Below are 12903 nucleotides of genomic sequence, written 5' to 3'. Positions count from 1 at the left end.
GCCGCACGGAAGCGAAGTCCCGGCACCCGACGGGACTCAGGTTTCCAGCTCCGTGTGCCAGTAGGCGACGTCCCTCAGGAACTTGCGCCAGGACAGGGGCACGCCCTGCTCCACGAGGAACGACAGGTGCACGGCGTTGGGCATCTTCTTCGGCTTCACGGGCACGGCGAGCAGCGTCAGGCGCGCCTGGGCCGGGGTCCGGTTGCCCTTGCGCTGATTGCAGGGCACGCACGCGATGACGATGTTCTCCCAGCTCGTGCGGCCCCCTTGCGCGCGCGGCACCACGTGGTCGTACGTGGCCTCCGGGCGCGTCACCTTGCGGCCGCAGTACTGGCAGCGGCAGTGGTCGCGTTGGTAGACGTTCTCACGGCTGAAGCGGATGCCGCGCGGGCCCCTCCACAGGGCGCGCACGAAGCGGATGACGGACGGCATGCGCAGCTCCACCGTGACCGAGCGCACCACGCGGTCCTCGTACTCCTCCACCACCTCCACCTTGCCCTGGAAGAGCAGGTGGATGGCGCGTTGCCAGGGGATGCGTGCGACGGGCTCATAGGACTGGCTCAACACCAGCGTTTCCATGACACGGGGGCCTTTCGGGCAGGACAGGCCGCCAGGGAGTCGAACCCTGCTCGCCCGGATTTGGAATCCAGGCTGCACCCCGTGCGCGGCCTATGGGTGTGAAGTGGGGCGAAGGTGATGCGGGACGCCCGGACGCAAGACGAGGCCGGGTTCCCTGGTGGGGAGCCCGGCCTCGGGAGGGGGTCCGTGCCGCGTCGGGGACGGGCGTGGAAGCCTTCAGGAGCCGGGCGAGGCGAGGCGATAGGACGCGAAGTCGCGCCAGCGGCACGTGAAGGGAGCGGTGCCCGGGCTGGGATGCGAGGACGCTTCGATGCCGTGACCGGAAGGGTTCAAGTTCTGGAGGTTCATCGGGGCCTGCTTCGTCGCCGTGCGCATGGGGACCGCTCCTTTCGTTCCCGAAGGACGGCGGCGGGAATTCATTCCTGACAGCCCGTGGCTTCCGGGGCGTCGGAGCAAGGGCTCGCGACCGGCGGCGGTCCGGCGCGAGGCTCGCCTCACGCCGTGATGTGGGCCTGTGCGTGCAGGTCCTTCGCGACCGCGTCTCTCAGGGCGTGGGCGTGGCCGCTGTCGCGGGCTTGAGGTAGCGGTCGAAGAACTCCAGGGCGCGCTCATTCACCAGCACCTCGTTCTTCTTCTTCTTGAAGCCGTGGCCCTCGTCGGGGAGCAGGAGGTATTCGACGGGGACGCCGTTCTTCTTCACGGCGGCGACGATCTCATCCGACTCCGCCTGGGGGACGCGCGGATCATTGGCACCCTGGATGACGAGCAGCGGCTTCTTGATGCGCTCGGCGTGGAAGAGGGGGGAGATCTCCTTGAGCATCGCCTCCTGCTTCTCCGGATCGCCCACCTCCTGGAACATGGCCTGACGGAAGGCGCCCCACTCGGGCGGCATGCCCTTCAGCGTGCGCAGCCAGTTGGAGATGCCGAAGGCATCCACGCCCGCCTCGAAGGAGTCCGGGTGGAAGGTGAGCGCGGCCAGCACCATGTAGCCCCCGTAGCTGCCGCCGATGATGCCCACGCGCGAGCCGTCCACGTACGGCAGGCTCGCCAGGTACTTCCGGGCCTCCACGACGTCGAGCAGCGGCTCCTTGCCGTGCTTCTGGTCGTCCGCCTTGTGGAACGCCTTGCCGTAGCCCGTGCTGCCCCGGTTGTTGATGCCCAGCACCACGTAGCCCCGGTTCACCAGGTACTGGATGAAGTTGACGTAGCCCTTGCGCGTCTGGCTCCCGGGGCCGCCGTGCACCCAGACGAGCGCGGGTGCCTTCTTCCCAGCCGTCGCCTGGTGCGGCTTGAAGAGCAGGTTGGGGATCTCCAGCCCGTCGAAGGACTTGAAGCGCACCACCTGCGACTCCACCAGGTCCTCCGAATCCAGCGCCTTGCCCATCGTGTTCGTCAGGCGCGTGGCCTTCTTCGTGGTCAGGTCATAGACGTACAGATTGGGCGAGGAGCGGTCGCCCTCGTGCAGGAAGGCCAGCCGCTTCTCTCCGCGCGCGAAGACGAGGTCGGACACCACGCCTTCGGGCAGCTGGGGCAGGGCGACCTGGGTGCCCGCCTTCACGTCGTGCAGGCGCACCTCGGTGCCGCCGTCCACGTTCAGCGCCGTGACGCGCCAGGCTCCCGTGCGGGAGAAGGTGGTGGCGAAGATGTCCCAGTCCGCCTTCTCCACCTCCTCCAGCTTCCCGGTCTCCTTCGACTGGCGCACCACCCGGGTGAACTCCGAGCCGTCGTCGGTGAGCAGGTACAGCTCCCCGGACACCGGGTCGATGTCCGCCACCCTGTAGCTGGCGGCCCCCTGGTGGGGCGTGAGGTTCTTCAGGGTCTTCGTCGCGACGTCGTAGCGCCACACGTTGCCGTCGGACGTGGTGAGGGACTCGTTCATCACCACCCACGTCTCGTCGGGCGCGACGCCGGCCACGGCGAAGCCCTTGTCGTTCTGGAACAGCAGCGTGCGCGCGTAGGTCTTCGCGTCATGGCGGTACACGTCCATGGCGCCCTCGTCGCGCTCGTTGGTGACGACGTAGAAGGCGGACTCGTCCTGGCTGAACCCGATGAAGTGCGCGACCCCCTTCTTCAGGGGCGTGAGGTCCTGCTCCTTGCCGTCCGGCGTGCGCACGAACACGTGCGTCTGTTCGTTGCCGCCCTGGTCACGCTCGAAGAGGAAGCGGTTGTCGCGCGGGAACGCGCCCACCAGCCGGACGCTGTCCGTCTTGGAGTGCGTCAGCGCGGTGGGCTTGCCCCCCGCCACCGGGACGCTGGCGACGTTGTAGATGCCGGTGGCGTTCGAGGAGAAGAGGACCCGCTTCTCATCGGAGGCGAACACCGGGTCCGTCACCTCCGTCGTCCCCATGAACTGCTCCATCGTGTACTGGCGCGACGGTCGCTGCACGGGCTTGCGCGCGGCGGCCGGGGCCGGCTTCGACGCCGGGGCGGGCGGAGCAGCCACCGCCAGCAGGGGGAGGAACAGCGTCACGGCGAGGATGCGGCGCAGCGGTTTCCAGGCGGTCAAGGTGCCTCCGGGGATGCGGCGAACCCCGCGAATCTGCCCCAACCCCACGGGGAAGGTCAGGGGGCCTCCAGGACCCCCCCATCAGGGGGGGGCGGACAAACCTGACATAAGGCTGTCACTGGCAGGGGAGATAAGGGTCGGGTTCCTTCAACGCGGCACCGGAGACTTCGCCATGACCCAGACCCAGAACGACTCCCAGCAGAACCCTGCCAAGGCCGGCGTGCGGACCTACACGGGGGGCTGCCACTGTGGCGCCGTGCGTTACGAGGCCACCGTGAACCTGGCCGACGTGAGCCGCTGCAACTGCACGTTCTGCACGAAGTACGGCGACGGCGGCAGCACCAGCATGAAGCCTGAGGCCTTCCGGCTCCTCAAGGGCCAGGAGGACGTGACCCGGTACGCGCGCGAGGGGAGCCCGAACTCCCGCAGCTTCTGCAAGCACTGCGGCGTCATGTGCTTCGGCGCGGGCGACGTCCCGGAGCTCGGTGGGGCGTTCCGCTCCATCCACATCGGCACGCTGGATGACGTGGACCCGTCGCTGCTCACCTTCCAGTACTGGGACGGCCGGCACGACAACTGGATGGCCGGGTCGCGCTCCAGCCCGTGGCCCTTCCAGGCCACGGTGTCCTGAGCGCGGACCGCGAGAGGGCAGGGTGTCTCAAGGCCCCTGCCCGCTGAACGGGAGCTACACGCGGCTGGCGGCGTCGCGGCCCGCGGCGCGGCCGGAGAAGATGCAGCCGCCGAGGAACGTCCCCTCCAGCGCGCGGTAGCCGTGGACGCCACCGCCTCCGAAGCCGGCCACCTCGCCCGCCGCGTAGAGCCCGGGAATCGTCTCCCCCTGGGCGTTGAAGACGCGGCCCGCGAGGTCGGTCTCGAAGCCGCCCAGCGTCTTGCGCGTGAGGATGTTCAGCTTCACGCCGATGAGCGGCCCGGACTTGGGGTCGAGGATGGGGTGCAGCTTCGCGGTGCGCACCAGCTGGTCGCCCCGGTAGTTGCGCGCCTGGCGGATGGCGGCGATCTGCAGGTCCTTGCCGAAGGGGTTGGCCAGCTGGCCGTCGCGGGCCAGCACCTCGCGCTCCACGGTGGCGAAGTCCAGCAGCGGCTTCTCCGTCTTCGCGTTCATGCCCGCGACCAGCTCGCGCAGGTTCCCGGCGATGACGAAGTCCTCGCCCTTCTCCTTGAAGGCCTCCACCGGGCCCATGGCCTTCTTGCCCACGGCGCGGTTGAGCACGCCCAGCCAGTCCTTGCCCGTGAGGTCCGGGTTCTGCTCCGACCCGGACAGCGCGAACTCCTTCTTGATGATCTGCTGATTCAGCAGGAACCAGGTGTGCTCATGGCCCGTCTTCAGGATGTATTCCAGCGTGCCCAGCGTGTCGAAGCCGGGGAACAGCGGCGGCGGCAGGCGCTTGCCGGTGGCGTCCAGCCACAGCGAGCTGGGGCCGGGCAGGATGCGGATGCCGTGGCGGGGCCAGATGGGGTTCCAGTTCCGCAGGCCCTCGGTGTAGTGCCACATGCGGTCGCGGTTGATGAGGCGCGCGCCCGCTGCCTCCGTGATGGCGATCATCCGCCCGTCCACGTGGTCGGGGACGCCCTGCACCATGAACTTCGGCGCGGGGCCCATCCGCTGCGGCCAGCTCTTGCGGACCAGCTCGTGGTTGCCGCCGATGCCGCCGGACGTGACGATGACCGCCTGCGCGCGCAGCTCGAAGTCGCCTTCCGTCTTGCGGGAGCTGCTGACGCCGCGGGGGACGTCGGTGGCCTCCAGCTTCATGCCGCGAACACCGACGACGGCGCCCGCGGTGACGAGCAGCTCGTCCACGCGGTGGCGGAACAGGAACGTGAGCTTGCCCGCGTCCCGCGCCGCCTGCGCCCGGCGGATGAAGGGCGCGAGCACCCCGGGGCCCGTGCCCCAGGTGACGTGGAAGCGGGGCACGGAGTTGCCGTGGCCCACGCCGCCGTAGCCGCCGCGCTCGGCCCAGCCCACGACGGGGAACCAGGTCATGCCCTGCTGGTGCAGCCAGGAGCGCATCTCACCCGCGGCGAAGCCGACGAAGGCCTCCGCCCACTTGCGCGGCCAGTGGTCCTCCTCGCGGTCGAAGCCCGCGGTGCCCATCCAGTCCTCCAGCGCGAGCGTGTGCGAGTCCTTGATGCCCATGCGCCGCTGCTCGGGCGAGTCCACCAGGAACAGGCCGCCGAAGGACCAGAACGCCTGCCCGCCCAGGTTCTGCTCACCCTCCTGGTCCACGACGGCGACGCGCTTGCCGGCATCCGCCAGTTCGGTCGCGGCGACGAGGCCCGCCAACCCTCCGCCCACGACGATGACGTCCACTTCCTGTCCCATGCGGTTGCCTCCTGGTGACGTTGCGCGCGCGGATGATAGGCGAAGCTCCCGCTCCCGGGGGTTGAGAGTCTTTTGGGCGGGTGGCGTGGCCATGTCACGCGATTGGATGGCCTGTTGGGAGAGCCCCGGCGGGTCCGCTTCACGGAGCTCCGACTCTGTGCGAGCGTCTGCGGATGGACTCGAATGCGACGCGCAAGGGCGACACGGGGCCCCTGGGCCACGACGCCGCCGCCTACGCCCAACGCGAGGAGGGCCTGTCCCCGGAGACGCTCCGGGACGCGGCCTGGAGCGTGGCGGGGCGGCGGGCCTCGGGTGTGGTGCTCGACGTGGGGTCGGGGCGCGGGGGGTGGATCCGCCGGCTGCAGGGCAACCCCGCCATCGAGCGCATCCTCAGCACGGACATCCATGACGCGGGCGCGAGCCGCCTGCCCGGCGTGGAGTTCCACGCGCGCGACGTGTCGCGGGACGCGCTGCCCTGGGCGGACGCGTCGGTGGACTGGGTGTTCGCCATCGAGGTGCTGGAGCACCTGGCCAACCCGCGCCACTTCGTGAAGGAGGCCTTCCGGGTGCTGCGCCCGGGAGGACACCTCTTCATCACCACGCCCAACAACGACAGCCTGACCGCGCGCCTGTCCTTCCTGGTCCGGGGGTACTTCCCCGCGTTCTGCGACCAGGACTACCGCGACTCCGGGCACATCACCCCCATCACCGAACTGGACGCCCGGCGCATGGCCGCCGAAGCGGGCTTCCAGTCCATCGACTTCGACTACCCCCTGCCCGGGCGCATCCCCCGCAGCAGCATCCACTGGCAACGGCTCCTGCCCGGACTGCGCGGCAGGTGGTGGAGCGATGGGTTGTTCGCGCTGCTGACCCGGCCCGCCTGACGCAAGAACAGGACTGGTCGCCCGTTCAGGCGCCGTGGTAGCCCTGCCGTGCGCCCGCGGGCGCGTGACCTTGGGGAGTGCGGATGCCACACCGTTGCGCCTGGGCTGAGGGTGACCCGCTGTATCAGGCCTACCATGACGAGGAATGGGGCGTGCCGGAGCGCGACAGCCGCGCGCTCTGGGAGCTGCTGATGCTGGAGGGGTTCCAGGCCGGGCTCGCGTGGATCACCATCCTGCGCAAGCGCGAGGCCTTCCGGAGGGCCTTCAAGGGCTTCGAGCCGAAGGTCGTGGCGCGGTTCACCGACAAGGACGTCACGCGGCTGATGGGCGACGCCGGCATCGTGCGGGCCCGCGCGAAGATTGAGGCGACCATCGGCAACGCCCGCGCGTACCTGGACATGGCGGACGCCGGCGAGGACTTCTCCACGTGCGTCTGGACCCTGGCGGGCGGCAAGCCCCTGCGCAATACCTGGACGGGCAGGGGTGACGTGCCGGCGAAGACCGCGCTGTCGGAAGCGTTCTCCAAGGCCTTCAAGCAGCGCGGCTTCAAGTTCGTGGGGCCGGTCATCGTCTACGCCTGGATGCAGGCGACGGGCATCGTTGACGATCATGTCGTGGACTGCTTCCGTCATGGCCTCCGACACCGCTGAGACTTGAAACCCCGCAGCACCCCTTGGGAGACACGCAATGCGCATCACCATGACCAGCGTGATGGTCGACGACCAGGCGAAGGCCCTGAAGTTCTACACGGAGGTCCTGGGCTTCGTGCTGAAGGTGGACGTCCCCGTGGGGGACACGTACCGCTGGCTGACCGTCGTCTCGCCCGACGCGCAGACAGGCACGGAGCTGTTGCTGGAGCCCATGGGCTTCGCGCCCGCCCGCGTCTACCAGAAGGCGCTGTACGACGCGGGCATCCCCCTGACGGCGTTCGGCGTGGATGACTGCCAGGCCGAATATGAGCGCCTGCTGAAGCTGGGCGTGGTGTTCCGCAGCAAGCCCACGCCCATGGGGCCCGTCACCATCGCCGTATTCGAGGACACCTGCGGCAACCTCATCCAGATGGTCCAGGTCTGAGAGGCCGCGCTCGCGCGGGTGCGCGCCGGGCCGCTACGTGGACGCGAAGGGCCGCGTCACCGCGGTTCCTCCGTGACGGCCCGCGTGGGGCGCGGGATGATCGCCTGAACCCGCGCCGGATGGAGGTCTTCCTCCCGGCGCGCTTCGGTGGAGGAGCTCCGCGTGGGTCGCGTCCCGACCATGGATGAATGGAAGGCCCGCCTCTCCGCGCGTGACGGCGTCGCGCGCGAGGAGGCCCAGGAGGCCCTGGGCGACCTGCTCTGCTCCGGGGACGAGTCGTCGCGGGAGGAGACCGCCCGGGCGCTGCTCCAGGAGCTGGGGCGCCCCGGGACGAAGGTCGCCGGGTCGGTGCTGTTCCTGTTGCAGCGCAGCTGGTGGCCCCCGCAGGCCTCCCTCGTCGCGGACGCGCTCCAGGCGGTGATGGCGGTGTTGCCGGGGCTGGAGGCCGACGCGCCGGAGGTGGAGCACGCGGCGCTGGTGCTGACCAACGTGTGCCGCGTGGAGCCTTCCCGGCTCTCCTTCCTGGAGGGCGCGTTCACGCACCCGCGGGCTTCGGTCCGGAGCGCCGCGGCGCGCGTGGTGGGGCGGGTGGGGCCGGCCGCGCTGCCGTGGATGGCCCGGCTGCTCGCGCTGCTGGACGACGAGGAGTCGGTGGCCATCGCGGCGCTGGAGTCGCTGGGGTCGCTGGCCCCTCTGGCGCCGGAGCTGACCGCGCCCCGGCTGCTGGAGCAGGTGCGCAAGACGGACGGGGCCCGCCTCTACCTGGTCCTGGTGTCCCTGCGCAGCCTGGTGGAGGAGCGGCGCCTGTCTGGACAGGCGCCGCTCGCGCTGGCGGACCTGGAGCCCGCGTTGCTGAGCACGCTGGAGGAGCCGGAGCCCCCCATCCGCATGGAGGCGGTGTGCCTGCTGGGGCTGACGGGGCCCCGGTCGCCGGACGCGCTCGCGGCCCTGCGGGAGCAACTGAAGGATGAGAGTCCCTCCGTGGCGGCCTGTGCCGCCGTGGCGCTGCTGCGGCTGGGAGCGCCGCCGGCGGAGGCCCTCTTCCTGCTGAAGGGGCAGCTCGGCCCGGCGGCGGCGCCCGACGTCCAGGGCGCCGCCCTTTCCGCGTTGGAGGAGGTCGACGCCCCCACGCTCATCCGCGCGAAGGGGATGCTGGAGTCGGTGGTCCGAGACACGACGGGACCGACCCGTGAGGCCCTGCGCGAGCTGCTGGCCCAACTGGACTGAGCCTGGCGTCAGTTGCCGGCGTAGGCGGACATGTCGCTGCCCGGGTAGCCCCCGGTCCCGGTCCAGGTGGAGGGCAGGGTCGTCGTCAGGCCCGGCTGGACCTTGTAGCTCCCGGTGCCGCTGGTGTGGCGCCAGTAGACGTTGCCTCCGCCGGAGGGGCCCAGGACGGCCAGCCAGTACGTCGTGCCCGTCGTCACCGCCTGCGACGTGATGTCGCAGACGTTCCACGCATTGGCCGTGACCGTCGCGACGGTGCAGCTCTTCAGCAGCGCGCCGGGCGTCCCGCTCCCATTCGCATACAGGCCGAGCTGGAGCGTGGTGGCCGTGCTCTGCCCGTCCACGTAGAGGCGCAGGCGCGTGACGGTGCCGGTGGCGCTCGCCACGTAGCTGAAGGCCGCCGCGACGCCCGCGTTCTCGAAGTCGGACGCCGTCAGCACGGTGCTGTTGCCGACCAGGGCCGTGGGCGCGGCCAGGGTCGTCGCGCTGGCGGCGGCCGTGAAGGCGGAGGCGCCCGCGCCATTGGTGGCCCGGACCCGGTACCAGTAGCGGGTGCTCGCGGCGCGGCCCGGGTCACTGAAGGACGTCACGTTGGCGGCCGGCGTCCCCACCTGCGCGAAGGTGCCCGGAGCCCCGGAGACGTCCGGCGCGCGCTCCACCAGGAAGCCGCTCTCGTTGTTGGACGCATCGGTCCAGGTCAGGTCGATCTGCCCCGACGACACCGCCGTGGCCGTCAGGCCGGTGGGGGCCGAGGGCACGGTGGCGGCGCTGCTCACGGTGAGGGAGACCGGGCTGGACTGGGTGCTGGCGGCGGGGCTGGCGCTGTCCACGGCCACGGCCCGCACCGTGTGGCTTCCCTGCGCGACGTTGCTCCAGGTGCAGCCGTAGGGGCTGGTGGTGCTGGAGCAGACCAGGGTCGCGCCATCCGCGTAGAAGTCCACCCGCGCGATGCTCCGGCCATGACCGGCGGTGGCGGACGCGGCCAGCGGCACGGAGGCGGGGGCCGTGTACGTCGCATTGGCCACGGGGGAGGTGACGCTCACCGTGGGCGGGTTGGACAGGGAGAGGGCCACGGCCGCGGACGTGGCCGTCTGGAGCAGGTCGTCGGTGGCCTTCGCGGTCACGCTGTGCGCGCCATCCAGGAGCGAGCTGACCCCGCAGCTCACGGAGGCCGAGCCCGGCGCGTTCACCGTGCACAGCAGCGTGGTGCCGTGGTCGAAGAACTCCACCTTCGTGAGGGTGCGGCCCGGCCCCGCCGTCGCGGTGGCCTGGAGGTTCAGGTTGGCGGGCGCGGTGAAGTTGGCGTTGGCGGCAGGGGAGGTGAGGGACACCGTCGGCGCGGAGGTGCTGCCCGTGGAGAGGCCATGCAGGGACGCATTGGACGCGCCCGCATAGACGGTGGAGCCGCCGAAGGTGGGACCCGGCAGCGCGTAGAGGCCCGTCGGGGAGTAGCGCATGGAGCCGGTGGGCTGATCCATGTAGCGGAACACGCCGCCGCCGTTCGCGCCCAGCAGGGCCAGCCAGTAGACGGTGCCCGACGTGAGCGTCACCTGCGGCGCGGCGGTGCAGCCGTACCACTGGCCCGTCACCAGCGGCAGGGAATCCACCACCGCCGTGGTGCAGGAGGAGAGCAGGGTGCCCGGCGCGCCGGTGACATCGCTGTAGACGCCGATGGACAGCGAGGCATTGGCGTTGCCCGGCGCCGCGAAGACCTTGAGCGTGCCCAGCGTCCCGGTCGCGACGGCGGTGTACTGGAACGCGTTCACCGAGCCGCCGTTGTCGTAGTCGTTCTGCGTCCCCACGGTGTCCACGCCCACCAGCCGCACGCCACCCGCCGAAGCGCTCACCGTGAAGCCGATGGGCGCGGAGTTCGTGACGAGCGCCGGGCTGCCACTGTCGGTGGCCCGGGCGAAGACGTTGGAATACGTGCCGGCCGTCGCGTTCCACGAGCAGGCCGTGCCCGTCGTCGTGAAGCAGAGCGACGTGGTGCCCTGGAAGAACTCCACGCGCGTGAGGGTCCGCCCCGCGCCCGCGATGGCGTTCGTGCTCAAGGTCGTGCTCCCCGTGGGCAACGTCGCGCCGGAAGCGGGGCTGATGATGGCGACCGTCGGCGGGCCCGCCACGGTGATGGCCACCGATGCGGAGCCGCTCTCACCCAGGCTGTCCACCGCCTCCGCGCTCACGGTGTGACTGCCATTGCCCAGGCTGCCCGTGGCCGTGCACGCGACGGGGTTGGAGACCGGAGCGCTCACCGTGCAGAGCACGGTGGTGCCCGCGCGGAACGTCACGCTGGCGATGCTGCGTCCCGTGCTGGGCGTGGCCGTGGCTCCCAGGGTGAGCGTGGCGGGCGCGGTGAAGTTCTGTGCGGAGGAGGGCGCGGTGACGGCGACGGCGGGGGCCGTGGGAGGCGCCCCGGAGACGACGATGCTTCCGCTGTTCGAGTGGCGGATGCGCAGCGCGTTGTTGCCGGGGTCGAAGGTCCAACCGTCCGCGGCCAGGTCCGCGCGCTGCGAGAGCGCGGTGCCCCCCGCCGTCACCGACGAGGGCACGAAGGCGAGGCGCAGCACCTCCGTCGCGCTGGCGTCATAGGTGGTGTACCGGACCTCGTTGCCGGGCCCGTAGGTGACGCTCTTCACCACGGAGGTGGTGCGCAGCAGGTGGTTCTGTCCGGCGGGCGCCCAGTCCGGCTGCGCCCCCATGCCGATGACGAAGTGACGGATGAAGTCGCCCCAGCCGTCGGTGAACCAGACGTTGTTGGGGTAGGGCCCATCAATGGTGAGCCCGCTGCTGCGCACCATGTACGTGGCCCAGTTGAACGCGCGGAAGGCCTTGTCCTTCGCCGCCGCGTCCCCCGTGAGCTCCGCGTAGCGGGCGTTCACGGCGGCGTAGCGCGCGGTGTGGCTGCCCATCTTGTAGTGGAAGGCGTACTGCTCCTTGATGGGCCGCGCGCCGAACTCGAGCGCGTCCCCGAAGTTCGTCTCGATGAAGGCGATGATGTCCTGCGCGTGGGCCTGCCAGTTGGGGTCCAGGCCTGGGTTGTCCATCAGGAACTTGGCCGTCTCCCCGGGGACGAGCTGGTTCAGGTTGTTCGTCGCGTCCGAGCCCACGTCCTCGAAGTACTGGGTCCAGTTCTGGGTCGCGATGGGGCCGGAGGGACCGAGCAGCCACGTCAGCACCGTGGCCTGCGTGGACTGCCATTGGGACAGCCGGGTCGCGCTGTAGCCGGGCGCCCCGTCGAGCGTGCCGGCCTGCCCCAGCCGGATGAGCTCCTGGAAGAGCTTGAGCGGCTCCACCACGTTGGAGGCGTAGTTGTCGACGATGTTCGCGCCGGTGCGCACGGCGTTGTCGGACGCGCGCACGCGGTAGGGCCACGGCGACACGGTGGCGCTGGGGGTGCGCAGGTGGCTGGTGAGCTGGTTGGCCGCGTTGATGGCCATGTCCCGGTAGGCCGTGTCGCCGTTGAACTTGAAGGCCTGCACGGCGGCCCAGGCGAGCGCGCCCACCTTCTCCGGCTGGAGGTAACCCACGCCATCCCCCACGCCCACCGACCCGCCCGCCGTCGCGCCCGCGTACGTCAGCGAGCCGCTGGCGCCGCTCGCGTAGGGCACCCGCGACCAGTGGTCGCCCACCCCGGTCATGCCGTGCGCCAGGTGCCAGTCCAGGAGCGCCAGCGCGGTGGTCCTCAGGCGCGGATCATTCTTGTAGGGCGAATACGTGAGGCCGGACTCCACGAGCATCGCGTACAGGCCGGCGGGGTTGTGCGGCCAGCCCACGGGCGCGCCCGCGGGAGCGCACCCGGGGGACGTGCCGCTGCACACGTAGGAGAACGCGTAGTACGCGGGCTTCGCCACGGAAGGGTTCGTGAGGCCACTGACGTCGGGCATCGCCAGGAGGTAGTTCTGGTTCAGCTCCAGCACGTGGTCATACGCGGCGGAGGAGCCAGGGTTCGTCGGGGGCGCCCACGACAGGAGCTTCCCCGCGCCGTCGCACTGCGCTGCGTGCTGGTCGATGCTGCCTCCGCCGCTGCAGGCCAGGGCCTGGCGCACCGTGGCGGTGCCGGGCGGAGGGGCTTCGGTGGGCTCCGGGGAGCCGGAGGGCGCGACGCAGCCGGTGAGGAGGACGCAGGTGAGCGCGCCGAGCAGGCCCGCGCGGGACACGGGGAGGGAGCGGGCGGGCCGCTCCGGAGGGGGGGAGTGCATGGGTGGGGGTGTCCCTCATGGCCGGGAGCGGGAAGCTCCACGGGAGGGCTCGCACCAAAGGCAACGGCCCCGGAGAGTGCTCTCCAGGGCCGCCGG

The 12903-nt window shown here is 70.9% G+C and carries 10 protein-coding genes; 5 read left to right on the top strand and 5 right to left on the bottom strand.

Annotation, left to right across the window (positions count from 1 at the left end):
* Positions 1-36: 36 nt before the first annotated feature.
* The 3 genes from OV207_RS06160 to OV207_RS06150 all read right to left on the bottom strand — a co-directional run bounded on the left by OV207_RS06160 (position 37) and on the right by OV207_RS06150 (position 3085).
* Positions 37-579 (bottom strand): HNH endonuclease, encoded by a 543-nt coding sequence (locus OV207_RS06160; protein ID WP_193347188.1) that lies wholly within the window; start codon positions 577-579, stop codon positions 37-39.
* Positions 580-795: 216 nt separating this feature from the next.
* Positions 796-954 (bottom strand): hypothetical protein, encoded by a 159-nt coding sequence (locus tag OV207_RS06155; protein ID WP_193347189.1) that lies wholly within the window; start codon positions 952-954, stop codon positions 796-798.
* A gap of 169 nt (positions 955-1123) precedes the next feature.
* Positions 1124-3085: an alpha/beta hydrolase family protein gene (locus OV207_RS06150; RefSeq protein ID WP_267553429.1), complete on the bottom strand. Its 1962-nt coding sequence runs from the start codon at positions 3083-3085 to the stop codon at positions 1124-1126.
* Between the two features lie 172 nt (positions 3086-3257).
* Between OV207_RS06150 and OV207_RS06145 the strand changes: the two genes are divergently transcribed.
* On the top strand, positions 3258-3716 hold the full coding sequence (locus OV207_RS06145) for a GFA family protein (RefSeq protein ID WP_267553427.1): 459 nt from the start codon (positions 3258-3260) through the stop codon (positions 3714-3716).
* A gap of 54 nt (positions 3717-3770) precedes the next feature.
* On the opposite strand, the gene OV207_RS06140 is transcribed toward OV207_RS06145, so the two are convergent.
* A complete protein-coding gene (locus OV207_RS06140) occupies positions 3771-5426 on the bottom strand; it encodes an FAD-binding dehydrogenase (RefSeq protein ID WP_193347192.1) in 1656 nt (551 codons plus the stop codon).
* Between the two features lie 173 nt (positions 5427-5599).
* Between OV207_RS06140 and OV207_RS06135 the strand changes: the two genes are divergently transcribed.
* The 4 genes from OV207_RS06135 (at position 5600) to OV207_RS06120 (ending at position 8611) form a co-directional block, all read left to right on the top strand.
* Positions 5600-6310 carry a class I SAM-dependent methyltransferase gene (locus tag OV207_RS06135; protein ID WP_267553425.1) on the top strand — a complete coding sequence of 237 codons (711 nt, stop codon included), beginning with the start codon at positions 5600-5602 and terminating at the stop codon, positions 6308-6310.
* 83 nt (positions 6311-6393) lie between these two features.
* Positions 6394-6960 carry a DNA-3-methyladenine glycosylase I gene (locus OV207_RS06130; RefSeq protein WP_267553422.1) on the top strand — a complete coding sequence of 189 codons (567 nt, stop codon included), beginning with the start codon at positions 6394-6396 and terminating at the stop codon, positions 6958-6960.
* Positions 6961-6997: 37 nt separating this feature from the next.
* Positions 6998-7384, top strand: a complete 387-nt coding sequence (locus tag OV207_RS06125) for a VOC family protein (protein WP_193347195.1) — start codon at positions 6998-7000, stop codon at positions 7382-7384.
* A 162-nt stretch (positions 7385-7546) separates the two neighbouring features.
* Complete coding sequence (locus OV207_RS06120) at positions 7547-8611, top strand: HEAT repeat domain-containing protein (RefSeq protein WP_267553419.1); 1065 nt, start codon at positions 7547-7549, stop codon at positions 8609-8611.
* Between the two features lie 8 nt (positions 8612-8619).
* On the opposite strand, the gene OV207_RS06115 is transcribed toward OV207_RS06120, so the two are convergent.
* A complete protein-coding gene (locus tag OV207_RS06115) occupies positions 8620-12807 on the bottom strand; it encodes an Ig-like domain-containing protein (protein ID WP_267553417.1) in 4188 nt (1395 codons plus the stop codon).
* Between the last annotated feature and the right edge of the window lie 96 nt (positions 12808-12903).

The sequence above is a fragment of the Corallococcus sp. BB11-1 genome (genome assembly GCF_026626625.1).
GTDB classification, from domain to species: domain Bacteria; phylum Myxococcota; class Myxococcia; order Myxococcales; family Myxococcaceae; genus Corallococcus; species Corallococcus soli.
This window is presented reverse-complemented; position numbering and strand designations above follow the sequence as displayed.